The sequence below is a fragment of the Streptomyces sp. DSM 106670 genome (assembly GCF_055792845.1).
Window position 1 is genome coordinate 6,418,184 of sequence record NZ_CM147704.1, and the last position, 25,229, is coordinate 6,443,412.

The following is a 25,229-nucleotide window of genomic DNA, read 5'->3' on the forward strand; positions in this document are numbered from 1 at the left end:
TTCTCCCTAGCTGGACAACGGTAGTAGCTTTCGAAAGGTTGCGCCAAACACACGTTCGAGTGAAAAACGAATAAAGGGGTGCCGCGCTGCTACCGACAGGTGTATGAGCGGCAGTTCGGGGGTCGCGCACGGCTTCCGTGAAGGCGCTCGCGCTCCCGCCCCGAGTCTTTCATCCGGACCTGTGCGCCGGAGCCCCGGCGGCTCGGCGGCCCCGCGTTTCCCGTACCCTCTTCTCTGGCCCACGCTCCCCCCGAGCGGCCTCCGAGCGAGGTCCGGCGCGCGACACGCGATAGGGCCGAAAACGCGACTCAACCCTAGATCTAGTGGTTGGATTGCTCCAGTCACCCAGAAGTTGTGGTCTCGGTTCAACCGCGCCGTGGTCATCGCCTATGCTGGGGACTGCTTCCAGGGGCCCGGACACGGCCCTGAAGAGGCTATTCAGTCGTGCGCGTGAAGGAGGGTTGGGAGCCATGCACTGCCCCTTCTGCAGGCACCCCGACAGCAGGGTCGTCGACAGTCGCACCACCGATGACGGGACGTCGATCCGTCGCCGTCGGCAGTGCCCCGACTGTTCCCGCCGTTTCACCACGGTGGAGACCTGCTCGCTGATGGTGGTCAAGCGCAGCGGCGTGACCGAACCCTTCAGCCGCACCAAGGTCATCTCCGGCGTCCGCAAGGCCTGCCAGGGACGACCCGTCACGGAGGACGCCCTCGCCAAGCTCGGCCAGCGGGTCGAGGAGGCGGTGCGCGCCACCGGCAGCGCCGAGCTGACCACCCACGACGTGGGCCTGGCCATCCTCGGCCCCCTGCAGGAACTCGACCTCGTCGCGTACCTGCGCTTCGCGTCCGTGTACCGGGCGTTCGATTCCCTGGAAGACTTCGAGGCCGCCATCGTGGAACTGCGTGAGCAGCGGCCCTCCACCGAGGACTGCGGGAGCGGCGAGACCCTTGAGGTCCCCGCGCCCGCCATTTCCGCCGACTGAGAGCGGTACCCGCCCGGGACGCCCGTGCCCGCAGACGTATCTCTGTGGACCGGCGGCAGGGCGACATGAGAGTGCTTCCGGCTGCCGAGCGCGGCTTCCGGGGCAACGGACACACATTGTGCCTGGGAAGATCTGGGCACTTCAGGGCGTTTTCGCCCACATATGGGAGGCGGCATGACAGAGACGGCGAGCGGCCCGGCACGAGGTTCCCGCACCAAGGGCGCCAAGGCGAGCAAGGGTCTGCGTATCGAGCGCATCCACACCAACCCCGGCGTGCATCCGTACGACGAGGTGGCGTGGGAGCGCCGTGACGTCGTCATGACCAACTGGCGCGACGGCTCGATCAACTTCGAGCAGCGTGGCGTCGAGTTCCCCGACTTCTGGTCGGTGAACGCGGTCAACATCGTCACCAGCAAGTACTTCCGCGGAGCTGTCGGCACGCCGCAGCGCGAGACCGGTCTCAAGCAGCTGATCGACCGGATCGTGAAGACGTACCGCAAGGCCGGTGAGGAGAACAGCTACTTCGCCTCTCCCGCGGACGCCGAGATCTTCGAGCACGAGCTGGCCTACGCCCTCCTGCACCAGGTCTTCAGCTTCAACTCCCCGGTCTGGTTCAACGTCGGCACGCCCCAGCCGCAGCAGGTCTCCGCCTGCTTCATCCTGGCCGTCGACGACTCCATGGAGTCGATCCTCGACTGGTACAAGGAAGAGGGCATGATCTTCAAGGGCGGCTCCGGCGCCGGCCTGAACCTCTCCCGTATCCGCTCCTCCAAGGAGCTCCTCTCCTCCGGCGGCAACGCCTCGGGACCGGTCTCGTTCATGCGCGGCGCCGACGCGTCCGCCGGAACGATCAAGTCGGGCGGCGCCACCCGCCGCGCGGCCAAGATGGTCATTCTCGACGTCGACCACCCCGACATCGAGAACTTCATCGAGACCAAGGTCAAGGAGGAGGAGAAGATCCGCGCCCTGCGCGACGCGGGCTTCGACATGGACCTGGGCGGCGACGACATCACGTCCGTCCAGTACCAGAACGCCAACAACTCGGTCCGCGTGAACGACGAGTTCATGAAGGCCGTCGAGTCCGGTGGCAAGTTCGGGCTGCGCGCCCGGATGACCGGCGACGTCATCGAAGAGGTCGAGGCCAAGTCCCTCTTCCGCAAGATGGCCGAGGCCGCCTGGGCGTGCGCCGACCCGGGCATCCAGTACGACGACACCATCAACGCCTGGCACACCTGCCCGGAGTCCGGCCGGATCAACGGCTCGAACCCGTGCAGCGAGTACATGCACCTGGACAACACCTCGTGCAACCTCGCCTCGCTGAACCTGATGAAGTTCCTCAAGGACGACGGCCTGGGCCACCAGTCCTTCGAGTCCGAGCGCTTCGCCAAGGTCGTCGAGCTGGTCATCACCGCGATGGACATCTCGATCTGCTTCGCGGACTTCCCCACGCAGAAGATCGGCGAGAACACCCGCGCCTTCCGCCAGCTCGGCATCGGCTACGCCAACCTCGGCGCCCTGCTGATGGCGACCGGTCACGCGTACGACAGCGACGGCGGCCGCGCGCTCGCCGGCGCCATCACCTCGCTGATGACCGGTACCTCCTACCGCCGCTCCGCCGAACTGGCCGCGGTCGTCGGCCCGTACGACGGCTACGCCCGCAACGCCGAGCCGCACCAGCGCGTCATGAAGCAGCACTCCGACGCCAACGCCAAGGCCGTCCACGTCGACGACCTCGACTCGCCGGTCTGGGCCGCCGCGACGGAGGCCTGGCAGGACGTGATCCGGCTCGGCGCGAAGAACGGTTTCCGTAACGCGCAGGCCTCGGTCATCGCGCCCACCGGCACCATCGGTCTCGCGATGTCCTGCGACACCACCGGTCTGGAGCCCGACCTCGCCCTGGTCAAGTTCAAGAAGCTGGTCGGCGGCGGCTCGATGCAGATCGTCAACGGCACGGTGCCGCAGGCGCTGCGCCGTCTCGGCTACCAGCCGGAGCAGATCGAGGCGATCGTCGCCCACATTGCCGAGAACGGCAACGTGGTCGACGCCCCCGGCCTGAAGACCGAGCACTACGAGGTCTTCGACTGTGCGATGGGCGAGCGCTCCATCTCCGCGATGGGCCACGTCCGGATGATGGCGGCCATCCAGCCGTGGATCTCCGGCGCGCTCTCCAAGACGGTGAACCTCCCCGAGACGGCCACCGTCGAGGACGTCGAAGAGGTCTACTTCGAGGCGTGGAAGATGGGCGTCAAGGCGCTCGCGATCTACCGCGACAACTGCAAGGTCGGCCAGCCCCTCTCCGCCAAGACCAAGGACAAGGAGAAGGAAGAGGTCACCGCGAAGGCCGAGGAGACCATCCGCGAGGCGGTCGAGAAGGTCGTCGAGTACCGCCCGGTCCGCAAGCGCCTCCCCAAGGGCCGTCCCGGCATCACCACCTCCTTCACGGTGGGCGGCGCCGAGGGTTACATGACCGCCAACTCCTACCCGGACGACGGTCTCGGCGAGGTCTTCCTGAAGATGTCCAAGCAGGGTTCGACCCTGGCGGGCATGATGGACGCCTTCTCCATCGCCGTCTCGGTCGGTCTGCAGTACGGCGTCCCGCTGGAGACGTACGTCTCGAAGTTCACCAACATGCGCTTCGAGCCGGCCGGCATGACGGACGACCCGGACGTGCGGATGGCGCAGTCGATCGTCGACTACATCTTCCGTCGCCTGGCGCTCGACTTCCTGCCCTTCGAGACCCGCTCGGCCCTCGGCATCCACTCCGCCGAGGAGCGTCAGCGCCACCTGGACACCGGCAGCTACGAGCCGTCGTTCGAGGCGGACGGTCTGGACGCGGACAGCCTGGCCCAGTCGGCCCCGGTCCACGCCGAGCCGCTGAAGGTGGTGGCGGCTCCCCAGGAGTCCGCCGCGAAGCCCGCGCCGAAGACGGCGCACACCTCGGCCGAACTGGTCGAGATGCAGCTCGGCATCAGCGCCGACGCCCCGCTCTGCTTCTCCTGCGGTACGAAGATGCAGCGCGCCGGCTCCTGCTACATCTGCGAGGGCTGCGGCTCGACGAGCGGCTGCAGCTGACCGGACGCGTGAGCGTCTGCGGAACCGCGTAGGGCTCAGCTGACCCGCGGCTCACGAAGGGGGACCGGCCACTGGCCGGTCCCCCTTCGGCATGCCGCCCCGGGTTGTCCGGAACTGACCGTTGTCAGCCCTCGGCGGCCCGGCTTCCCATCGCGGCGGCGAACGCGTCGGGGTCGCCGTCGTAACCGCGTACGGCCGACCGGAAACCCCAGGGGCCCGAGCCGTCCCGGGTGAACTCCCCGACCACCGCCGCGGTCGCCCACGCCACGTCGGAGAAGTCGTTCTCCGCCAGCTTCGTGTAGCCCTCGGCGATCTCCATCGCCGTGCTCCCTATGGCGCCGAACGTCTTGTGGCCCTCGCGCTGCTGGATGGCGACACCGACCACCACCCGCCCGTACCGCTCCGCCAGCCGGTTCAGCTCGATGGTCATGACCTCGTCGAAGCCGAACCCCTGGCCGGTCCGGCTGTCCCGGTTGAGCGTGATGGTGCCGTCCGGCGAGCGGCTGTCGAAGTGGACCAGATAGGCGGGGGCGCCGTACGGATCGTCGGCCGGGTAGGTCGCCGCGATGATGTCGAGGTCGTTGGCCGGCGCCCCGTGCGGGCTGGGGTCCCATTTGACCCGTACCTCGACCTTCTCGATGTCCTTGTTCGGAGTGCTCAAGAAACTCCCCTCCCGGCCGACGGCCCGTGGACCGTTCTCTTCGCCCGATACACGATTGACCCGATCATGTACGGAACCGGCCGCTGAACCAACTGCCCCGGAACCGGACGGCGGATTCGGGCCACCCACCGGTACCGTGACCGGCGCCACGTTCCGCGCCGTACGATGGCGCGGTGCTGGTGAAGTGGATTCGCTGTTCCGTGGTGGACCGTCATGGTTTCGAACGGGGACAGCGGAAGTGGGCGGGGCTGCTCGGCGAGCCGGGGTTCAGAGGACAGAGCGGCGGGTGGAGCCGAACGCGCCCCGACGTCGCCCATGTCTTCGCTTTCTGGGAGAACCGCGTCTTCTACGACTCCTTCATGGCCCGCGGGCACGACCGGCTGGCAGCCGGGCAGTCGGGCATGTTCCGCGATATGCAGGTCACCCTCTTCGAGCGCCGCTTCGACGTGAAGACGGGCTTCGAGCCCCACTTCGCGGAGGCGGACGTCGTCAGGGTCGCGCACAGCCGGGTGCACGAGGAGCGCGCCGAGCACTTCGTACTGATGCAGAAGCAGGTGTGGAATCCCGCCATGGCCGGGTCACCCGGCATGCTGCGCGGTGTGTTCGGCGAGGCGCCCGGCAACGAGTTCCTGGCGCTGTCCCTGTGGAAGTCGAGCGCCGAGCGCGGCAAGTACCGCACGGCGGGGGCCGAGCGGCTGGCGGCCCGCGCGCAGACCGAGACGGACGTGATCGAGCTGACGGGCGACGTCGTGGACCTGGAACCGTCCTGGACGGTGTGACCCCGGCGGCCCGGCCCCTCCTGGACCGGGTGACCCGCGCGGCCCCCTCCTGCCGCCCCGACCGGTCGTGCCGCCCCGATCCGATCTAGGCTCGGGACATGGCACGACCGCAGCGCATAGTCCTCGTCCGGCACGGAGAGTCCGAGGGCAACGCCGACGACACGGTGTACGAGCGGGAGCCCGACCACGCGCTCCGGCTCACCGACACGGGTCTGCGGCAGGCCCGGGCGACCGGGGAGGAGCTGCGGGAACAGTTCGGCGAGGAGCGGGTGAGCGTCTACATCTCGCCGTACCGCCGCACCCACGAGACGTTCCGGTCCTTCGGCCTGGACCCGGTACGCGTCCGGGTCCGCGAGGAGCCCCGGCTGCGCGAGCAGGACTGGGGCAACTGGCAGGACCGGGACGACGTACGGCAGCAGAAGGCCTACCGGGACGCCTACGGGCACTTCTTCTACCGTTTCGCCCAGGGCGAGTCCGGCGCCGACGTCTACGACCGGGTCGGCGCGTTCCTGGAGAGCCTGCACCGCAGCTTCGAGGAGCCGGACCACCCGGAGAACGTCCTGCTGGTCACCCACGGGCTGACGATGCGGCTGTTCTGCATGCGCTGGTTCCACTGGTCGGTCGCGGAGTTCGAGTCGCTGTCCAACCCGGGCAACGGCGAGACGCGGACCCTGGTGCTCGGCGAGAACGGCCGCTACACGCTCGACCGGCCCTTTCAACGCTGGCGAACCCCTGAGCCGTACGGCCGCACCGGATAGAGTGGCTGTGCGATGACCGCTGATTCTGCTTCCGCGCGGCGCTTCGAACGCGCCCTGGCCAGCCTGCGTGGGCTGTCCGTGGGAGACGCCCTGGGCTCCCAGTTCTTCGTCCCCGTCAACTACCCCCTGCTGAAACAGCGGGCCCTGCCGTCCGGGCCCTGGCAGTGGACCGACGACACCGAGATGGCCTGCTCGGTCCTGGCCGTGCTCGCCGAGCACGACCGCATCGACCAGGACGCGCTCGCCCGCTCCTTCGCCGAGCGCCACGACTTCGACCGGGGCTACGGCCCCGCCGTCAACCGGCTCCTCAGGCTCGTACGGGAGGGCGGCGACTGGCGGGAACTGTCCTCGGCCCTCTTCAACGGCCAGGGCTCCTGGGGCAACGGTTCGGCGATGCGCATCGCCCCGCTCGGCGCCTGGTACGCGGATGATCCCGAGCAGGCCACGCATCAGGCGGAGATCTCCTCGTACACCACGCACCAGCACCGTGAGGCCGTCGTCGGCGCGATGGCCGTGGCCGCCGCCGCGTCGCTCGCCGCCGCCCCCGGCGGGCCGCCGAGCCCCGAGGACCTCCTCGACGGCGTCATCGCCCTCGTGCCGCGCAGTGCGGTCGGCGCGGGGCTGCGCCGGGCCCGCGACATGCTGGACTACCGGGACGCCGGGACGGTCGCCGCGGTCCTCGGCAACGGCCGCCGGACCAGCGCCCACGACACCGTGCCGTTCGCGCTCTGGTCGGCGGCCAGGAGCCTCGGCAACTACGAGGAGGCGTTCTGGGTCACCGCCCAGGCGGGCGGCGACGTCGACACGACGTGCGCCATCGTCGGCGGTGTCGTCGCCTCGGGCGAGGCCGGAGCACCGCCTGCCGACTGGCTGGCACAGACGGAGGAACCGCCGGCGTGGATGACTCCGTCCCTGCGCTGATGCCGGATCCCGCGCTGCTCCCGGCCGCCGTACCGCTCCCGTTCCCGCGCTGAAACCGTTCCCGCCGTCATCTGTCACGGTCCTGCCACAGGATGACCCGGCGTGTCGGTGAAGCATCTACGAACGCGAGTTCGGGATTACTCTTTCGGCCACGCCGCCCCTGGTTGATCTTGAGGGCGTGCGCCGAATGAGACGCCGGGACAGGCGGACGGCCCCGGGCCGCGCGTGGACCCGGTCGGGGAGGGGTCCCATGTCCGATCAGCCGTCCGAGCCGTCCAGACCGCCGGAGAAGTCCGAGGAACCCGGTACGCCCCGGCCACCGGAGCAACCGGATCCGCCGGTGACCTCGAAGACCGCCAAGCCCGCCGAGGCCGCGGACGCACCGGCCGCGAACAAGCCACAGCTGCCCGAACCACGGCCGTCCGAACCGCAGTCGCCGGGCGCGGCGTCATCCGGAGCACCTGCGTCCGGAAAAGAGCCGGCCCGCGCGCAGACCGCCGCTGCACGGACCGCCGCCGGCGCCGGTAAGCCCGCCGGCCCCTGGCAGTACGCCGCAGGGGCGCCCGGCGCCAAGGACGAGGGTGTGACGGACCGGCTCCGGCCCGCCGCGCCGCCCCTCATCCGCTCCGCCGTGCTCTGGTCGGTCCTGGCCACCGCCGTCCTGAGCACGCTCTTCCTGGGCGATGGAATCGGGGTAAACCTTCTCATCGTGGCGGTGCCCGCCGCGCTGGCCGCGTTCTTCGCCGCACGGGCCGCGGGCCGCAGGCTGCGGCCCTGGACCGCGACCTGGGCGCTGGGAGGGCTCGCGCTGCTCGCGATACCGGCGCTCCGGGACGCGGGCTGGCCCACCTTCCTCGCCGTGGTGTCGGCCTTCGCGCTCGGCTCGCTGGCACTGCACGGCAGCCGCAGCTGGCTGGGCGTGCTGGTCGGCTCGCTGGGCCTGTTCGACTCGGTCGTGCCCGGCATCATCTGGGGCGTACGGGGGATCCGCGCGCGGGCCGACGGCTCCCGGGCGCGCTGGGGCGCCGCCCTGCGGACCACGGCGGTGGCGCTCGTGCTGCTGGTGGTGTTCGGAACCCTCTTCGCCAGCGCCGACGCCGCGTTCGCCGATCTGCTGGGCAGCCTGATGCCCGACGCCTCGATCGGCGAAGGACCGTGGCGGATCTTCCTGTTCGCCCTCGGGCTGGCGGGCGCGCTCGCCGCCGCGTACGCCGCCGCTGCCCCGGTGCGCTGGGACGGGCTCACCGTACGGCCCGGCAAACCCCGGGGACGGGCGGAGTGGGCCCTTCCGCTGATGGTGCTCAACCTGCTCTTCGCCGCGTTCATCACCCTCCAGCTCGTCGTCCTCCTCGGGGGCTACGAGAAGGTGCGGGCGGAGACCGGCCTCGATCACGCCGAGTACGCCCGCCAGGGCTTCTGGCAACTGCTGTGGGCCACCCTGCTCACCCTCCTCGTGATCGCCCTGGCCCTGCGCTGGGCGCCGCGCGGCGGCAGCCGGGACCGGACCCTGGTGCGCGCCGTCCTCGGCACCCTCTGTGTGCTCACCCTCGTCGTCGTCGCCTCCGCGCTGCGCCGCATGGACCTGTACGTCGAGGAGTACGGCCTGACCAGGCTCCGGATATCCGTGGCCGCGATGGAGCTCTGGCTCGGCGTGGTGCTGATCCTGATCCTGGCGGCCGGAGTCTTCGGGGCCCGGTTCCTTCCGCGGGCCATCGCGGTGAGCGCGGCGGCCGGGGTCCTGGCCTTCGGGCTGCTCTCGCCGGACGGACTGATCGCCGAACAGAACGTCCAGCGCTTCGAGGACAGCACGTCGACCGCCATCGACATCGACTACGTCAAGGACCTCTCCGCCGACGCCGTGCCGGCCCTGGACCGACTGCCCGAACCGGAACGCTCCTGCGCGCTGCGGATCATCCAGTACGAGGTCCTGTACGCCGACACCCCCTGGTACGCGATCAGCTGGGGCGAGGCGCGGGCGAAGGAGATCCTGGAGAAGCGGCCGGTCGAGGGCGACGGCCGCGACTGCTACCGGGCGGGCCGAAGCGGAACCCGCGACGGCTACCAGCCGGACGACGACGGCTACGACCCGTACTGAGCACGTCCCGCCGGGGCGACGGACCCGCCGAGCCCCATGGGTTCGGCGGGTCCGCGCGGTCTCGAAGCCGTCTCCGATGGCTGATTCGCGGTATGCCCGGCGCCCCGGGGTGTTGCTGCCGTGGCACTCGGCGTACGCTGGCAGGCGCCATGCCGTACGAACCACCCACGCACACCGTCGAGCGCTCGCTTCGCGCTACCACCGGTGCCAGGACCGTCGCCGGTGTCGATGAGGTCGGACGCGGTGCGTGGGCCGGACCCGTCACCGTGTGCGCGGCGGTCACCGGACTGCGCCGACCGCCCGAAGGCCTCACCGATTCCAAGCTGTTGACCCCCCGGCGGCGTGCCGAACTCGCCCCCGTACTCCGGAGCTGGGTCACCGCCTACGCGCTGGGCGAGGCCTCGCCGCGGGAGATCGACGACCTCGGCATGACCGCCGCCCTCCGGCTCGCCGCCGTGCGGGCCCTGGACGGACTGCCGGTGCGGCCCGACGCGGTGATCCTCGACGGCAAGCACGACTACCTGGGCGCTCCCTGGAAGGTCCGCACCGTGATCAAGGGCGACCAGTCCTGTATCGCGGTCGCGGCGGCCTCGGTGATCGCCAAGGTGCACCGAGACGGGATGATGGCCGAACTGGGCGCCGCCTCCGAGGACTGCTCCGACTTCGCCTTCGACGCCAACGCGGGGTACCCCTCGCCGGTGCACCGGGCCGCGCTGGAGGAGCGGGGGCCCACGGCCCATCACCGTCTCTCCTGGGCGTATCTGGACGCGCTGCCCCGGTGGCAGCACCTGAAGAAGGTCCGTATTTCCGCCGAGGCGGCCGCACTCGAAAGCGGGGGCCAGCTCGGCTTCGAATTCTGATCGCGCACACGCGCCCCTCTTACCGACGCCGACGACATCGGCGTTCGCACCGACCACCTTGCATGCCTCCGATCTCCGAGGAGCCTCAGATTCCCGAGAGCGCCCAGGGTCCCCGCGTCACTCCGGCCGCCGGCCGCACCGCGCCGACCCCCCGTCCCGTACCCGGTCCGCGTTCCGCGGCCACCCCGCGTCCCGGTCGTCCGGGCCCCGGCCCCGCGCGCCCCGCGCCCCCGGCGCAGCGCGCCCACCCCGCCCCCGCGGCGCCCGCCGCACCGGCACCCACCCGCCCGGCGCCGACGGAGGATCGTTCCGCGCCGCAGATCCAGCTGATCCCGGCGCCTGCAGCGGGCGCACTCGACGCGGCCGAGGAGGCCGTCGACCTGCTGCTGGAGTCCGGTCGCGCACCGGGAGACATCCTGGTGCTCACCACCGGCGAACAGCACCCGTGGGCCGCCCACGAGCTGTCCTTCGGCGAAGCCGCGTACTGGGCCCAGCACGACGCGGGCGACGACGTCTTCTTCGCCGACGCCTCCTTCGCGGAGAAGGCCGGCTCCCGGCCCGTGGTCGTCGTCGCGGTCAACGACGCCGACCGGACCGCGGCGGCCCGTACGCTGCCCGTCGCACGCGACCGTGCGGCGGCGCTGCTGATCGTCTGCGGAGACCCGCAGACGATCAACTCCGCGCTCGGCGCCGGGGTCTGAACACGCCCCACCGGTGTCCCCGGCCGCCCGCACGGGCGGCCGGAGGCGCCACCGCCGGTCTCCGGGCCGTGCACCGGGCCTGCCCCGACGACCCGATGGCTGCCGGGTCGGTGCCCTTCAGCGGGCGGCGGTCCGGCGCAGTGCCTCCGCCGCGCCGCCGCCCGACCGGGTCGGGGAGGCCCGGTGGTCGCTGACGGCGTCGGCCAGCAGTGAGGGCTCCGACAGCGAGCTGGGCCGTCGCCCGCCCCTTCCCTCGCCGAGCACCTGCCAGCCCCCTCGGGTGAGCGTGATGTAGGCCCCGCAGCGGAGCCCGTGCAGGGTGCAGGCGTCCCGGAGGCCCCACATCCACGCACCGTCCTCCTCGGTCCACCGTTCGTCGCCGTCACGGCAGTACAGCAGGACGGCCGTACGGACCGGGGTGCGGCGGCGCAGATCGTGCGGGATGACGCGCCGCAACTGCGCCAGCAGGGCGTTGCGGAACTCCCAGCCGTCCGCGGCCACCGTCGTCCGGCGGGCGAACGAGGCGCTCGCCGTGAGCCGTTCCTCATGATCGAGGACCGCGACCACGGCCGTGGTCGGCACCGGCCGGTGCCGGGAGTGCAGCCCGCTGACGACTTCCCGGGGACTGCGGAGCAGGGGTATACCCGCCGAGGCCCACTCCGCTGGTTCGAGCATCCGGGCAAGGCGGTTGACGGAGTCTGCGGAAACCGAGGACGCCGCTGTCGAAGTGGCTGTGGGCGGGGCGAATCCGAAGGTCACGGTCCTCCCTTCGCTACGCGCCCGTGGTGCGGGCAGGGTCGAGTGAGGGCGCGCCGCGACACAGCCCTTCCGGGCCCGATGAGGAACTGTGCGGGGGCATCTCCAATTCTCCCTGGCCTACCGGCAGGCGGCAACGAGCAATTGCTGCGGCTGACGGGAATCAGCCGGAATGACACTGATATCCCTGCCCAGACCCGCCCGGGATGACTCCTCCTGTCACGCCTGAACCGCGAGGACCAGCGGAAACACCCCCTGCGCTCCGGCCCGCCGCAGCAGCCGCCCGGCCACGGCCAGGGTCCAGCCGGTGTCCGAAAGATCGTCCACCAGCAGGACAGGACCGTTCGCGGCCGCCAACGCCTCCGCCAGCTCCGGCTCCACGACCAGGGCCTCGTGCAACGCCCGCACCCGCTGGGCGCTGTTGGTCTGCGACATCATCACGTCCTCGGCGCCCGGCGCGTACGAGACCGTCCCGAGCAGGGGCATCCGGCCGATTTCGGAGATGCGCTGGCCGAGCGACCGGACCAGTTGAGGCCTGCGGCGCGAGGCGACGGTCACCACACCGACCGGCCGCGGAGCCGCGTCCGCCGAACCGGAGGACCAACCACCCGGCCCCTTCGCCCAGTCGGCGAGCACGGTGACCACGGCGTTCGTGACGTCGTCCGGCACCGGCCCGTCCGGAGCCTGTGCCGCGAGCAGGGGACGCAGCCGGTTGCCCCAGCCGATGTCGGAGAGCCTGCCGAGCGCCCGGCCGGTGAAGGACAGCTCTCCCGCCGGGATGCGCCCCTTGAGATCGATGCCCACCGCGGGCAGGCCGGTGGGCCACATCTTGCGGGGATCCACCTCGACGCCGGGCCGGCCCAGTTCGTTGCGCGCTCCGTCCAGGGCGGCGGTGGAGACCTTGTCGTCGAACCGGGCGCCCGCGCAGTTGTCACAGCGTCCGCAGGGCGCGGCCTCCTCGTCGTCGAGGCGCAGCCGCAGGAACTCCATCCGGCACGCCGTCGTCGAGGCGTAGTCACGCATGGCCTGCTGCTCGGCCTCCCGCTGCCGGGCCACCCAGGCATAGCGCTCGGCGTCGTAGACCCAAGGGGCGCCCGTGGAGATCCAGCCGCCCTTGACGCGCTTCACCGCACCGTCGACGTCCAGCACCTTGAGCATCGTCTCCAGCCTGGTCCGCCGCAGATCGACCAGGGGCTCCAGCGCGGGGAGGGAGACCGGCCGCTCCGCGCGGGCCAGAACGTCCAGGGTGCGCCGGACCTGCTCCTCCGGCGGGAAGGCGACGGAGGCGAAGTACTGCCAGATCGCCTCGTCCTCCTTGCCGGGGAGCAGCAGCACCTCGGCGTGCTCGACGCCGCGCCCCGCACGCCCGACCTGCTGGTAGTAGGCGATGGGGGAGGAGGGCGAGCCCAGGTGCACGACGAAGCCGAGGTCGGGCTTGTCGAATCCCATGCCCAGCGCGGACGTGGCGACCAGCGCCTTGACCCGGTTGGCCAGCAGGTCGTCCTCGGCCTGCTGGCGTTCGGCGTTCTCGGTCCGCCCGGTGTACGAGGCCACCGCGTGCCCGTTCTGGCGCAGATAGGCCGTGATCTCCTCGGCCGCCGCGACGGTCAGCGTGTAGATGATCCCGGAGCCGGGAAGCTCGCCGAGGTGGTCGCCCAGCCAGGCCAGCCGGTGTGCCGCGCCCGGCAGTTGCAGCACGCTCAGACTCAGGCTCTCCCGGTCCAGCGGGCCTCGCAGCACCAGTGCGTCGGTGCCCGCGCCGGTGCCCAGCTGTTCCGCGACGTCCGCCGTCACACGGGCGTTGGCCGTGGCGGTGGTGGCGAGCACCGGGACCCCCGTCGGCAGATCGGCGAGCATCGTCCGCAGCCGCCGGTAGTCGGGCCGGAAGTCGTGCCCCCAGTCGGAGATGCAGTGGGCCTCGTCGACCACCAGAAGCCCGGTCGCCGCCGCCAGTTTCGGCAGCACCTGGTCGCGGAAGTCGGGATTGTTGAGGCGTTCCGGGCTCACGAGCAGGACGTCGACCTCGCCCGCCGCCACCTCGGCCTGGACGCTCTCCCACTCCTCCGTGTTGGACGAGTTGATCGTGCGGGCGCTGATCCCGGCCCGGGCCGCGGCCGCGACCTGGTTGCGCATCAGGGCCAGCAGCGGCGAGACGATCACCGTCGGGCCGCTGCCCTGCGCGCGGAGCAGCGAGGTCGCCACGAAGTAGACGGCGGACTTGCCCCAGCCGGTGCGCTGCACGACCAGGGCTCTGCGTTTGTCGGCGACGAGCGCCTCGATGGCCACCCACTGGTCCTCGCGCAGCACGGCCGTACCGGTGGCATCGCCCACCAGGCGGGCGAGGACGGAATCGGCCGAAGCCCTGAGAGCTGCACGATCTGCGTTGGTCATGCCCCCATGCAACCCGATGGCCACGACAAACCGCGAACGACAGGTCGAGCCTGTGGATAACGTTATCCACAGGGGTCGCGGGATCTGGCGGGCTGCGGGACCGTCAAGCCATGAACAAGCACCACGAATCCACCGGCCCGGCCGGGGAACAGCAGATCACCCTGCGCGGCCCCGCCGAGCTCGCGGACGCCCTCCCGTATCTCATGGGCTTCTACCCCAACGACAGCGTCGTGATGGTCGCCCTGCACGGCGGGCGGGGCCGGTTCGGCGGCCGGCTCCGGCTCGGCATTCCGCAGGCGCCCGGCGAATGGGGGCCGGTCGCCGACCAGCTGGCGGAGTGCCTGGTATCGGGGAGCGAGCGCTGTGAAGGACGGCCCGACGCGATCGTGATCTTCCTCTGCCAGGACTCGCCGGACGGCTCGGGCGGCCCGCTGACCATGGAGCGGCTCAGGCCGTTCGCGCAACGCCTGCGCACGGCGTGCGGAGCGCTCGACGTGCCCGTCCTCGAAGCGCTCTGCATCTCCGACGGCCGCTACTGGTCCTACTGCTGCCCCGATCCCCGCTGCTGCCCCGAGCAGGGAAATCCGCTGGCCATGCCCGGCACCACGGTGATGGCCGCGGCCGCCACCTACGCGGGCGTCCATGTCCGGGGCACGCTGCGCGACATGGAGGCGAGGCTTCAGCCCTGGCGGTCCCCGGTCGACGTGACCACGCAGCAGGAGGCCCTGGACAGGGCGGTGCCGGTGCTGATGCCGAGGCTCCTGGACGAGCGGGCCAGGCGGGAGGTCGCGGCGGAGACCCTTCAGCTGGCGCGCACGCTCATGGACCGCATCGAACGGGCGCAGCCGGCCCCTCCCGCGCTCGCGGACGCCGGGGACGACCAGCTCATCGGCTCCGACGAGGCCGCCGCGGTCATCCTCGGGCTCCAGGACCGGGAGACCCGGGACAGGGCCGCGGCCTGGATGGAGGGGGCGGAAGCACAGTCGGCGCTGCGTCTGTGGCGGGTCCTGGCACGGCGCTGCGTCGGGCGGTACGGGGAGCACGCGGCCGCTCCGCTCACCCTGGCGGGCTGGGTGTCCTGGTCCACCGGAGACGAGCCGGGCGCACGGGTCGCCCTGACGCTGGCACTGCGAGCCGACCCCGACTACACCTTCGCCCAGCTGCTGCACCGGGCCTGCAACGAAGGGCTCGATCCGGAGGCCCTGCGCCGCTGCCTGCGCGAGACCGTGGACGGGGGACCGGTCGAGGGCGAGGCCGCGGGCGCGAGGACGGGCTCCGGCGCCGGGGCGGCGGAGGTATCGGTGTCCACCGCCGCCGACCGGGGTGCCACCCCGCTGCGTGTCCGCAGGGTCCGTCCGCTGCCCGACGGCGGCCGGCGGCGCGGGCGGGCTCCCCGGCCTCCGGGCGCCGAGCGGGGAAGGGCGGCACCGGGATCGGTCCGTCCCCGGCCCTCGGTGGCCGGGCGGCGGCCGCGCGAGGCCCGGCGGTACGGCCGACGCGGCACCAGGACGCGCCGATGACCCGTCACCCGGAACCGACCGCGGCACCCGGACTGATCACGAGCATGCCGAAGGGAGTGTTTATCGTCAGGCAGACGACTATGATCGCGACATGCCGCCCTACGACCCGTCGACCTTCCCGCCCTTCGCTGTCACCGTCGACCTGGTCGTGCTCACGGTGCGCCGTCACGCGCTCTGCGCGTTGGTCGTCCGCCGCGGAGAGACCCCGTTCCAGGGCCGATGGGCGCTGCCCGGCGGATTCGTCAGGATGGACGAGGACCTGGGGTCCGCGGCGGCACGTGAACTCGTCGAGGAAACCGGCCTCTGCGCACACGATCCGGCGAAACCCGCCGTGGGCAACGGCGCGCATCTGGAGCAGTTGGCCACCTACGGCGATCCGGCGCGCGACCCCCGGATGCGCGTGGTCAGCGTCGCCCACCTCGCCCTCGCACCGGACCTGCCCGCGCCCCGGGCCGGCGGCGATGCCAACAGCGCGCGCTGGGCGCCGGTCGAGGATCTGCTGCACCCCGGCACCGGACGTGAGGGCGAACAGGCGGCGCCGCTGGCTTTCGACCACGCCCGGATTCTGGCCGACGGAGTGGAGCGGGCCCGCTCCAAGATCGAATACTCCTCGCTGGCCACGGCGTTCTGCCCGCCGGAGTTCACGGTCGGCGAGTTGCGCCGGGTGTACGAAGCGGTGTGGGGCGTGGTTCTCGACCCCCGCAACTTCCATCGCAAGGTCACCGGAACGCCCGGATTCCTGGTGCCTTCCGGCGGGACGACCACGCGACAGGGCGGCCGGCCCGCGCAGTTGTTCCGGGCCGGGGCGGCCACGGTCCTCAATCCGCCGATGCTGCGGCCCGAGGTCTGAGCCACCGGGCGTTCCGCCGTCGATGGCCGCGCGGAACGCCTGTCGGCTCACCCCTGCACCAAAAGTCGGAAATGTCGCGTTATGTTGCTGGGTAACCCCCTGCCGCCGAGCGGTCTCACCTTCCGCGAGAGACGCGAGAGAAGCGATGCTCCAGGCCATCGGACTCACCAGCACCCCCCGTCGCGACGCTCCGCCCGCCGTGAACGATCTGACCTTCGAGGCTCCGCCCGGCCGTGTCACGGCCCTGCTGGGCGCCCCGGGCTCGGGCAGGACCACGGCCCTGCGTCTGATGCTCGAACTGGACGCCGGGCGGGGCGTCGCCTACTTCCGGGGGCGGCCGCTGCACCGCATCGCCCATCCGGCGCGGGAAGTGGGCGTACTGCTCGGCGATGTACCGGGCCACCCCTCCCGGACCGCCCGGGGCCAGCTCCGTATGCTCTGCGCGGCGGCCGGCGTGCCCGCCACCCGGGCCGACGAAGTGCTCGAAGTGGTCGGTCTCGCCGGGCTCGGGGACCAGCGTCTGGGCACGCTCTCGGTGGGCATGGACCGTCGGCTCGGCCTCGCCTGCGCGCTGCTCGGAGACCCGCACACGCTGATCCTGGACGAGCCCGCGGAGGGGCTGTCCCCCCGCGAGAACAGCTGGTTGTACGGGCTGTTGCGCGCGCACGCGGCCCAGGGCGGCACGGTTCTCCACACCACCGGCGACCCCAAGGAGGCGGCCCGCACGGCCGACCGCGTCGTTACCATCGGCGGCGGGCGCCTCGTCGCCGACCAGGACGTCGCCGACTTCGCCCGCACCCGGCTCCGGGCCCGGGTCGCCGTCCGCACCCCGCACGCGGCCCGGCTGGCGGCCGTGGTCAGCCGGGAGGCCCGGGCCGCACAGCGCTCCGTCGAAGTGGTCGAGGAAGCGGCCGGCCGGCTGACGGTCTACGGCAGCAACTGCGCGGAGATCGGCGACACCGCCTACCGGCACGGCGTCCCCGTGCACCAGCTCGCCGACGAGATCGGCGACACCGGCCCCGCCGCCCCTGCGGAGAGCGGGAGCGGGGAGCGCGACGACTCGGCCGCCGCCCTGTCCGAGTTGCCGCCCCCGATCCGGGTGCGTCCCGCACGCGGCCCCCTGCGCCCGCTCCGGTACGAACTGCGCCGCTCCCTCGGCGTCAGGACAACGGCCATGATCATGGCGGCCGTTCTGGTGGTGTCGGCCGTGGTGTCCGTGCTGCTCGCCCGCACCGACGGCACCGCGCTGCCCCGCGTGCTCGCCGCATGGCCCGCCCTGCTGCCGCTGCCTCCCGCCGCGCTCGGCGCGGGTCTGCTCGGGGCGCTCTCCTTCGGGGACGAGTTCCGCTATCCGGCACTCGCGGCCGCGCGCGGCACCGTGCCCCGGCGGCTCGGGCTGCTGCTGGCCAAGCTCACCGTGACCGCGGGTTTCGCCCTGCTGCTCGCCGGTCTCGCGGTGGTGTGCGGAGCGCAGTGCCTCCGGCTCGTATACGGACCGGATTTGATCGAGATCCCTTCGAACGCCGTGGCACTGGGCGTGAGTTGGGCCGCTCTGACGGTCGGCTGCGCCTGGGCGGGGCTGTTGGCGGCCGGCGTCTTCCGGGTGGCCGGAGCGGGCATCGCGGCGGTGCTGGCCGTTCCGGTGCTTGTTGTTCCGCTGGTGCAGAAGCTCTTCGCGGCACCGTCCGCACGTTCGGTCGCCGGACTCCCGGGCCGGCTGCGCGAACTGGCCGGATGGCAGCTGCCGCTCCAGGCCGACCACTGGGTCCTCGCCGCCGCGCGGGTGGTGGCCCAACCCGTCGGGACGGCGCTCGCCCTGTCGTTGTCAGCCCTGATCTGCGCGTATCTGTTCACCAGCCTTCGAGGAAAGGCGCGTTGGTGATCACCGTCGTGCCACGTCGAGGACAGGAGCCCGTAACTCCCTGAGAAATGCCGGGTTTGTAGGTATATGGCGTCAATTGCGGAGCGAGCGCCGATCACCCTTTCGTGTGCTTTTCACCAAAGACCTCAAGGGGCGGGCGAGCCGCGCCGACAAAGGATGCGTGAGTACCCTTGCGCACACCATGATGACCGCCGCCCGCACCGTCGACTCCGGACTGGCCGGCCCGGGCGAACTCGACCGCTATCCCTATACGGAGGCGCAGGCCGGCGAGCGTGCCGCAGCCCGGTCCTGGGGCGGTGCCGATTCCGAGTTGGGACGGGCGAGCCGACGGGGGGCGGCCAGCCGCGGGCGCGGTCTCCACGGCCAACTCGTCCAGCAGCTGGGCCAGATGATCGTTTCCGGTGACCTCGGCGCTGACCGCCCCCTCGTTCCCGAGGAGATCGGCCAGCGGTTCGAGGTCTCCCGCACCGTCGTACGCGAATCCCTGCGCGTCCTCGAAGCCAAGGGGCTGGTCAGCGCGCGCCCCAATGTGGGGACGAGGGTCCGCCCGGTCAGCGACTGGAACCTGCTGGATCCCGACATCATCGAATGGCGGGCCTTCGGTCCGCAGCGGGACGACCAGCGCCGTGAGCTGGCCGAGCTCCGCTGGACCATCGAACCGCTCGCGGCCCGCCTCGCGGCCGGGCACGGCCGGGACGACATCCAGCAGCGCCTCGGCGACATGGTGGAGATCATGGGGCACGCGATGGGGCAGGGGGACGCGATCACCTTCTCCCGCGCCGACGCGGAGTTCCACGCCCTGCTCATCCAGGCCGCGGGCAACCGGATGCTCGAACACCTCTCCGGCATCGTCTCGGCCGCCCTCCATGTCTCCGGCGGTCCCGTCACCGGCTGTGACCGGCCCGGCGAGACCTCGCTCGCCCATCACGCGCGCATCGCCGACGCCCTGGCCTCGGGTGACGCCGGGGCCGCCGAGACGGCCATGCGTCAGCTGCTCGTCGTCCACCCCGACGTCGAGCGTGTGGTTCCCGCGCCGCGCGAGCACTGACCGGGGCGCGGCCGGAAGTGTGGGCCCGGTGCCGCCGGGCCGCACGGGTCCGGCGGCACAATTGTGAGGGGATGCCGTCCATCGCCCGTTTCGCCGCAAATGAGGTGTGACTCGGGCCACGCGGATTGGCCGTAACACTCCTCGAAGCAGCGCGATGACTTAAGAGGTGAGCGTCGCGGAAGGAATACAGCAGCCCTTGGGCGCGCTGTGCAGTTCTGAGGCCTAACCCGCGCCGTCGGCGACATCCCCAGTCGACGGTCGTCGGTTCCCGCCCTCTCCAGGGCAGGGCCGGAAGCCGTTTCCATCGTTCCGAGAGGTTGTTCGTGTCGGCCAGCACATCCCGTACGCTCCCGCCGGAGATCGCCGAGTCCGAGTCTGTGATGGCGCTCATCGAGCGGGGAAAGGCTGATGGGCAGATCGCCGGCGATGACGTGCGTCGGGCCTTCGAGGCTGACCAGATTCCGCCAACCCAGTGGAAGAACGTTCTGCGCAGCCTCAACCAGATCCTCGAGGAAGAGGGTGTGACGCTGATGGTCAGTGCCGCGGAGTCGCCGAAGCGCGCCCGCAAGAGCGTCGCAGCGAAGAGCCCGGTCAAGCGCACCGCCACCAAGACCGTCGCGGCGAAGACCACCGTGACCAGGACCGTCGCGGCCACCGCCGCCCCGACGGCCGAGAGTGCGGACGCGGTGGCCGACGACGCCGTCGCGGCCGCTCCCGCCAAGAAGGCGGCAGCCAAGAAGACGGCTGCCAAGAAGACCGCCGCGAAGAAGACGGCGGCCAAGAAGACAGCGGCGAAGAAGTCCGGCAAGCAGGACGACGAGCTGCTCGACGGTGACGAGGCCGCCGAGGAAGTCAAGGCCGGCAAGGGTGAGGAAGAGGAGGGCGAGGGCGAGAACAAGGGCTTCGTCCTCTCCGACGACGACGAGGACGACGCACCTGCCCAGCAGGTCGCCGTCGCCGGCGCCACCGCCGACCCGGTCAAGGACTACCTGAAGCAGATCGGCAAGGTTCCCCTCCTCAACGCCGAGCAGGAGGTCGAGCTCGCCAAGCGCATCGAGGCCGGTCTCTTCGCCGAGGACAAGCTGGCGAACGCCGACAAGCTCGCGCCGAAGCTCAAGCGCGAGCTGGAGATCATCGCCGAGGACGGCCGCCGGGCCAAGAACCACCTGCTGGAGGCCAACCTCCGTCTGGTGGTCTCCCTGGCCAAGCGCTACACCGGTCGCGGCATGCTCTTCCTGGACCTGATCCAGGAGGGCAACCTCGGTCTGATCCGCGCGGTCGAGAAGTTCGACTACACCAAGGGCTACAAGTTCTCCACGTACGCCACCTGGTGGATCCGTCAGGCGATCACCCGCGCCATGGCCGACCAGGCCCGCACCATCCGTATCCCGGTGCACATGGTCGAGGTCATCAACAAGCTCGCGCGCGTGCAGCGCCAGATGCTCCAGGACCTGGGCCGCGAGCCCACCCCGGAGGAGCTGGCCAAGGAACTCGACATGACCCCCGAGAAGGTCATCGAGGTCCAGAAGTACGGTCGCGAGCCGATCTCGCTGCACACCCCGCTCGGCGAGGACGGTGACAGCGAGTTCGGTGACCTGATCGAGGACTCCGAGGCCGTCGTCCCGGCGGACGCGGTCAGCTTCACGCTCCTCCAGGAGCAGCTCCACTCGGTGCTCGACACGCTCTCCGAGCGTGAGGCCGGCGTGGTCTCGATGCGCTTCGGTCTCACCGACGGTCAGCCGAAGACGCTCGACGAGATCGGCAAGGTCTACGGCGTGACGCGTGAGCGCATCCGTCAGATCGAGTCGAAGACGATGTCGAAGCTTCGTCACCCGTCGCGCTCCCAGGTGCTGCGCGACTACCTCGACTAGATCGCGGTATTTTCACCGGCCGAGGGCCCGGAACCCCCAGGGGATCCGGGCCCTCCGGCGTGTCCTCGGGTGCGTACCCGGACCGGCTGGATCACGCTGGGTGGATCACTTGTCACCTCAGCGTCAGGAGCCTCCATGCCCCGTCCCGTCGTCCGTGCCCTGACCGGGGTGCTCGCCCTGACCGCCGCCGCGGCCGTGCTGCCGTTCGCCTCGCCCGCCCCGGCGGCCGCGGACAGCATCATCGTCGGCGGCCGGCCCGCCCCCGTGGCCGACAGCCCCTGGGCGGTGGCGCTGTCGAGCCGGGACCGGTTCGGAGGGGCGCGCTCGGGTCAGTTCTGCGGCGGCGTCGCCGTGGCGCCCACGAAGATCCTGACGGCCGCCCACTGTCTGAGTGACGAGGCGCTCGGCGGACCGGCGGACCGGGTGAAGGACCTGCTGGTGATCGCCGGCCGGGAGCGGCTGAGCGACTCCGGCGGCCAGGAGATCCCGGTCCGGTCCATCTGGGTGAACCCGAAGTACGACCCCGTCTCCAACGCCGGCGACCTCGCGGTGCTGACCCTGTCCCGCGCACTGCCGAAGGACGGCGTCATCCCGATGGCCAGGGGCGGGGACGCCGCCTACCGGGCCGGGACCGCGGCGGACGTCTACGGGTGGGGCGACACGACCGGAAGCGGTACGTACGCCTCCGTGCTGCGCTCCGCGCGGGTGCGGGTCCTGCCGGACAGCGACTGCGCGCGCGCCTACCCGGGCGGCCAGGAGGGCACGTACAGGGCCTCGGCGATGGTCTGTGCGGGCGATCCGGCGGGCGGCCGGGATGCGTGCCAGGGCGACAGCGGCGGGCCGCTGGTGGCCCGTGGGCGGCTCATCGGCCTGGTGTCCTGGGGGAGCGGCTGCGGGCGCGCGGGAAGCCCCGGGGTGTACACCCGGGTCTCCGCCGCCCTGGAATGGGCCGCGGGCCGTATCTGAGCCGGACCGGGCCGCGTGGGCGGTCCGGCCGTCACGACGAGAACGGGCGGCTCCCCCGGTGGGGGAGCCGCCCGTCGGCCGGTCCTGGACCGGCCCCTGGCTCGTCGTGGATGCGAGGTGTCAGTGTTGGTCCTCGTCGGCGGAAGCCGTCTGCACGGCGGTGAGCCGATCCGTCTCATCCTGTATTTCCGCGGCGATCTTCTTGAGTTCCGGCTCGAACTTGCGTCCGTGGTGGGCGCAGAAGAGCAGTTCACCGCCGCTGATCAGGACGACGCGCAGATATGCCTGGGCGCCGCAACGGTCACAGCGGTCTGCTGCGGTCAGCGGGCTCGCGGGGGTCAGAACAGTAGTCACGTCGCCTCTTCTCTAGCTCGACGAGCTGTCGTACCAGGGTCAACATCCAACCAGGCCGAAAACGTTCCCGCTCGTGGCTTTTCTTCGAAACTTCTTCTCGGTGTGGCTGTCTGTTGCCGGTTGGCGGCGAATGTGCCGTATGCGGAGCGCTACGGTTTCGCATTGCTTGTCTAGGGGGTCGGTCCCGCCGGCCGGCTTGCCGGTTTGTTCATGAGGACGTGCCCGGAGCCTAAATGGTTCATGCGTCGAAGGGAACGTGATGTGCACGTCACTCCAACGAATGATCGAACACCCATGCGAGCCTGGAAGAAGCTCGACTAGCATGAGGATTCCCCGAGGGTGGCGTTACAACCGCTCTACCAGGCCTCTGTAGGCTCTCAGCGGCAACCGAAGCCCAGCCCTGTACCCACGGGGGCCCCAGATGAAATTCAGCGAGGAGCGAACCGCGTGACCGCCGAAACGTCCGTGCCGTCCACCGCGATGCTGACCGGAGCAGGCGGCGACCGGGACAGCTCCAACTACACCGCGCGGCACCTTCTCGTCCTCGAAGGCCTGGAGGCGGTCCGCAAGCGCCCCGGGATGTACATCGGGTCCACCGACAGCCGTGGCCTGATGCACTGCCTCTGGGAGATCATCGACAACTCCGTCGACGAGGCTCTCGGGGGCTACTGCGACCAGATCGAGGTCATCCTCCACGACGACGCCTCCGTCGAGGTCCGGGACAACGGCCGTGGCATCCCGGTCGACGTCGAGCCCAAGACGGGCCTCTCCGGCATCGAGGTCGTCATGACCAAGCTGCACGCCGGAGGCAAGTTCGGCGGCGGTTCCTACGCCGCGTCCGGCGGCCTCCACGGCGTCGGCGCCTCCGTCGTCAACGCCCTCTCCTCCCGCCTGGACGTCGAGGTCGACCGCAACAGCGCGACCCACTCCATCAGCTTCCGGCGCGGTGTCCCCGGCATGTTCACCGAGCAGGGTCCGGACAGCCCGTTCGACCCGGCCAATGGCCTGCGCAAGGGCAAGCGCGTCCCCAAGACCCGTACCGGTACCCGGGTGCGGTACTGGGCGGACCGCCAGATCTTCCTCAAGGACGCCAAGCTCAACCTGGAGACGCTCTACCAGCGCGCCCGCCAGACGGCCTTCCTCGTCCCCGGTCTCACGATCATCGTCCGCGACGAGCGCGGGCTCGACGGCGAGGGCAAGACCGAGGAGACGTTCCGCTTCGACGGCGGCATCAGCGAGTTCTGCGAGTACCTGGCCCAGGACAAGGCCGTCTGCGACGTCCAGCGCCTCAGCGGCACGGGCACCTTCAAGGAGACCGTCCCGGTTCTCGACGACCGCGGCCACATGACCGCCACCGAGGTCACCCGAGAGCTGGCCGTCGACATCGCCCTGCGCTGGGGCACCGGCTACGACACGACCGTACGGTCGTTCGTGAACATCATCGCCACCCCCAAGGGCGGCACCCACGTCACCGGCTTCGAGCGCTCCCTGACCAAGACGGTGAACGAGGCGCTGCGCTCCGCCAAGATGCTGCGGGTCGCCGAGGACGACGTCGTCAAGGACGACGCCCTCGAAGGCCTCACGGCCGTCGTCACCGTCCGGCTCGCCGAGCCGCAGTTCGAGGGGCAGACCAAGGAGGTGCTCGGCACCTCGGCGGCCAACCGGATCGTGGCCAATGTGGTCGCCAAGGAGCTCAAGGCGTTCCTGACCTCGACGAAGCGGGACGCCAAGGCCCAGGCCAGGGCGGTGCTGGAGAAGGCCGTGGCCGCCGCCCGCACCCGGATCGCGGCCCGCCAGCACAAGGACGCCCAGCGCCGCAAGACCGCGCTGGAGTCCTCCTCGCTGCCCGCCAAGCTCGCCGACTGCCGCAGCGACGACGTCGAGCGCAGCGAGCTGTTCATCGTCGAGGGAGACTCGGCGCTCGGCACGGCCAAGCTGGCCCGGAACAGCGAGTTCCAGGCACTGCTGCCGATCCGCGGCAAGATCCTCAACGTACAGAAGTCGTCCGTCTCCGACATGCTGAAGAACGCCGAGTGCGGCGCGATCATCCAGGTCATAGGAGCCGGGTCCGGGCGGACCTTCGACATCGACGCCGCCCGCTACGGCAAAGTCATCATGATGACCGACGCCGATGTCGACGGCTCCCACATCCGGACCCTGCTGCTGACCCTCTTCCAGCGCTACATGCGCCCGATGGTCGAGGCCGGGCGGGTCTTCGCCGCCGTTCCGCCGCTGCACCGGATCGAGCTGGTCCAGCCCAAGAAGGGGCAGGACAAGTACGTCTACACCTACTCCGACAACGAGCTGCGCCAGACCCTCCTGGAGTTCCAGCGCAAGAACGTCCGGATCAAGGAATCGATCCAGCGCTACAAGGGCCTGGGCGAGATGGACGCCGATCAGCTGGCGGAGACGACGATGGACCCGCGCCACCGCACGCTGCGGCGCATCAACATCGGCGATCTGGAAGCCTCCGAGCAGGTCTTCGACCTGCTGATGGGCAACGAGGTCGCGCCCCGCAAGGAGTTCATCACCAGCTCCGCGGCCACCCTGGACCGCTCGCGCATCGACGCCTGACCCCCGTACAGCCGCCCGGCCCCCGCTCCCGTCCCACGGAGCGGGGGCCGCGGACGTTTCGTGGGGCTCTGCCGGGGAAGCGCGCAGCCGTCCGGGACTTCTGTCACCTGAAGGGGTGAAGTCGGGCGAATGACGCGCCCGCGATCTTCCCGAACCGCCCATGGTTGGCCGTGCGGCCGAAAAGGTC

General features: G+C 71.0%; 19 protein-coding genes. 15 read left to right on the forward strand and 4 right to left on the reverse strand.

Features of this window, described 5'->3' with window-relative positions; genetic code table 11:
- Positions 1-470: 470 nt before the first annotated feature.
- Positions 471-983: a transcriptional regulator NrdR gene (nrdR, locus tag ACSMXR_RS28525; protein WP_473170192.1), complete on the forward strand. Its 513-nt coding sequence runs from the start codon at positions 471-473 to the stop codon at positions 981-983.
- Between the two features lie 174 nt (positions 984-1,157).
- Positions 1,158-4,055, forward strand: a complete 2,898-nt coding sequence (locus ACSMXR_RS28530; RefSeq protein WP_137230121.1) for a vitamin B12-dependent ribonucleotide reductase — start codon at positions 1,158-1,160, stop codon at positions 4,053-4,055.
- Between the two features lie 124 nt (positions 4,056-4,179).
- On the opposite strand, the gene ACSMXR_RS28535 is transcribed toward ACSMXR_RS28530, so the two are convergent.
- On the reverse strand, positions 4,180-4,716 hold the full coding sequence (locus ACSMXR_RS28535; protein WP_381848093.1) for a TerD family protein: 537 nt from the start codon (positions 4,714-4,716) through the stop codon (positions 4,180-4,182).
- Positions 4,717-4,889: 173 nt separating this feature from the next.
- On the opposite strand from ACSMXR_RS28535, the gene ACSMXR_RS28540 reads away from it, so the two are divergent.
- The 6 genes from ACSMXR_RS28540 to ACSMXR_RS28565 all read left to right on the forward strand — a co-directional run bounded on the left by ACSMXR_RS28540 (position 4,890) and on the right by ACSMXR_RS28565 (position 10,830).
- Positions 4,890-5,495 carry a YdbC family protein gene (locus ACSMXR_RS28540; protein ID WP_364890986.1) on the forward strand — a complete coding sequence of 202 codons (606 nt, stop codon included), beginning with the start codon at positions 4,890-4,892 and terminating at the stop codon, positions 5,493-5,495.
- A 98-nt stretch (positions 5,496-5,593) separates the two neighbouring features.
- Positions 5,594-6,253: a histidine phosphatase family protein gene (locus tag ACSMXR_RS28545; protein WP_137230128.1), complete on the forward strand. Its 660-nt coding sequence runs from the start codon at positions 5,594-5,596 to the stop codon at positions 6,251-6,253.
- Between the two features lie 12 nt (positions 6,254-6,265).
- The gene (locus tag ACSMXR_RS28550; RefSeq protein ID WP_137230130.1) at positions 6,266-7,174 is read left to right on the forward strand and encodes an ADP-ribosylglycohydrolase family protein; all 909 of its coding nucleotides are present in this window, start codon (positions 6,266-6,268) and stop codon (positions 7,172-7,174) included.
- Between the two features lie 250 nt (positions 7,175-7,424).
- Positions 7,425-9,269: a DUF4153 domain-containing protein gene (locus ACSMXR_RS28555; protein WP_473170193.1), complete on the forward strand. Its 1,845-nt coding sequence runs from the start codon at positions 7,425-7,427 to the stop codon at positions 9,267-9,269.
- Between the two features lie 149 nt (positions 9,270-9,418).
- A complete protein-coding gene (locus ACSMXR_RS28560; protein WP_376188824.1) occupies positions 9,419-10,129 on the forward strand; it encodes a ribonuclease HII in 711 nt (236 codons plus the stop codon).
- Between the two features lie 62 nt (positions 10,130-10,191).
- Entirely contained in the window at positions 10,192-10,830 is a 639-nt protein-coding gene (locus tag ACSMXR_RS28565) for a hypothetical protein (protein WP_381793891.1), read from the forward strand.
- 117 nt (positions 10,831-10,947) lie between these two features.
- Here the strand turns inward: ACSMXR_RS28565 and ACSMXR_RS28570 are convergent, their stop codons facing one another.
- Positions 10,948-11,589, reverse strand: a complete 642-nt coding sequence (locus ACSMXR_RS28570; protein ID WP_137230138.1) for a hypothetical protein — start codon at positions 11,587-11,589, stop codon at positions 10,948-10,950.
- Positions 11,590-11,805: 216 nt separating this feature from the next.
- Positions 11,806-13,977 (reverse strand): RecQ family ATP-dependent DNA helicase, encoded by a 2,172-nt coding sequence (locus ACSMXR_RS28575; RefSeq protein ID WP_364890979.1) that lies wholly within the window; start codon positions 13,975-13,977, stop codon positions 11,806-11,808.
- Between the two features lie 110 nt (positions 13,978-14,087).
- On the opposite strand from ACSMXR_RS28575, the gene ACSMXR_RS28580 reads away from it, so the two are divergent.
- The 6 genes from ACSMXR_RS28580 (at position 14,088) to ACSMXR_RS28605 (ending at position 22,114) form a co-directional block, all read left to right on the forward strand.
- Positions 14,088-15,497 carry a DUF4192 domain-containing protein gene (locus ACSMXR_RS28580; RefSeq protein ID WP_473170194.1) on the forward strand — a complete coding sequence of 470 codons (1,410 nt, stop codon included), beginning with the start codon at positions 14,088-14,090 and terminating at the stop codon, positions 15,495-15,497.
- Between the two features lie 91 nt (positions 15,498-15,588).
- Positions 15,589-16,347: an NUDIX hydrolase gene (locus ACSMXR_RS28585; RefSeq protein WP_030080101.1), complete on the forward strand. Its 759-nt coding sequence runs from the start codon at positions 15,589-15,591 to the stop codon at positions 16,345-16,347.
- Between the two features lie 145 nt (positions 16,348-16,492).
- On the forward strand, positions 16,493-18,229 hold the full coding sequence (locus ACSMXR_RS28590; protein ID WP_473170195.1) for an ATP-binding cassette domain-containing protein: 1,737 nt from the start codon (positions 16,493-16,495) through the stop codon (positions 18,227-18,229).
- Between the two features lie 160 nt (positions 18,230-18,389).
- Entirely contained in the window at positions 18,390-19,277 is an 888-nt protein-coding gene (locus ACSMXR_RS28595) for a FadR/GntR family transcriptional regulator (protein WP_170994441.1), read from the forward strand.
- Positions 19,278-19,600: 323 nt separating this feature from the next.
- Positions 19,601-21,148, forward strand: coding sequence for an RNA polymerase sigma factor (locus ACSMXR_RS28600; protein WP_137230149.1), 1,548 nt, complete (start codon positions 19,601-19,603; stop codon positions 21,146-21,148).
- Between the two features lie 135 nt (positions 21,149-21,283).
- Positions 21,284-22,114: a S1 family peptidase gene (locus ACSMXR_RS28605; protein WP_364890974.1), complete on the forward strand. Its 831-nt coding sequence runs from the start codon at positions 21,284-21,286 to the stop codon at positions 22,112-22,114.
- 120 nt (positions 22,115-22,234) lie between these two features.
- Here the strand turns inward: ACSMXR_RS28605 and ACSMXR_RS28610 are convergent, their stop codons facing one another.
- The gene (locus tag ACSMXR_RS28610) at positions 22,235-22,468 is read right to left on the reverse strand and encodes a DUF7455 domain-containing protein (RefSeq protein WP_030080091.1); all 234 of its coding nucleotides are present in this window, start codon (positions 22,466-22,468) and stop codon (positions 22,235-22,237) included.
- Between the two features lie 447 nt (positions 22,469-22,915).
- Between ACSMXR_RS28610 and ACSMXR_RS28615 the strand changes: the two genes are divergently transcribed.
- A complete protein-coding gene (locus ACSMXR_RS28615) occupies positions 22,916-25,042 on the forward strand; it encodes a DNA gyrase/topoisomerase IV subunit B (RefSeq protein ID WP_030631429.1) in 2,127 nt (708 codons plus the stop codon).
- The last annotated feature ends 187 nt before the right edge of the window (positions 25,043-25,229 follow it).

Bases quoted from the DNA above. Each gene is read 5' to 3' on its own strand.
- nrdR (WP_473170192.1), top strand. From the start codon at position 471: ATGCACTGCCCCTTCTGCAGGCACCCCGACAGCAGGGTCGTCGACAGT.
- ACSMXR_RS28530 (WP_137230121.1), top strand. From the start codon at position 1,158: ATGACAGAGACGGCGAGCGGCCCGGCACGAGGTTCCCGCACCAAGGGC.
- ACSMXR_RS28545 (WP_137230128.1), top strand. From the start codon at position 5,594: ATGGCACGACCGCAGCGCATAGTCCTCGTCCGGCACGGAGAGTCCGAG.
- ACSMXR_RS28550 (WP_137230130.1), top strand. From the start codon at position 6,266: ATGACCGCTGATTCTGCTTCCGCGCGGCGCTTCGAACGCGCCCTGGCC.
- ACSMXR_RS28555 (WP_473170193.1), top strand. From the start codon at position 7,425: ATGTCCGATCAGCCGTCCGAGCCGTCCAGACCGCCGGAGAAGTCCGAG.
- ACSMXR_RS28560 (WP_376188824.1), top strand. From the start codon at position 9,419: ATGCCGTACGAACCACCCACGCACACCGTCGAGCGCTCGCTTCGCGCT.
- ACSMXR_RS28565 (WP_381793891.1), top strand. From the start codon at position 10,192: ATGCCTCCGATCTCCGAGGAGCCTCAGATTCCCGAGAGCGCCCAGGGT.
- ACSMXR_RS28575 (WP_364890979.1), bottom strand. From the start codon at position 13,977: ATGACCAACGCAGATCGTGCAGCTCTCAGGGCTTCGGCCGATTCCGTC.
- ACSMXR_RS28580 (WP_473170194.1), top strand. From the start codon at position 14,088: ATGAACAAGCACCACGAATCCACCGGCCCGGCCGGGGAACAGCAGATC.
- ACSMXR_RS28585 (WP_030080101.1), top strand. From the start codon at position 15,589: ATGCCGCCCTACGACCCGTCGACCTTCCCGCCCTTCGCTGTCACCGTC.
- ACSMXR_RS28590 (WP_473170195.1), top strand. From the start codon at position 16,493: ATGCTCCAGGCCATCGGACTCACCAGCACCCCCCGTCGCGACGCTCCG.
- ACSMXR_RS28605 (WP_364890974.1), top strand. From the start codon at position 21,284: ATGCCCCGTCCCGTCGTCCGTGCCCTGACCGGGGTGCTCGCCCTGACC.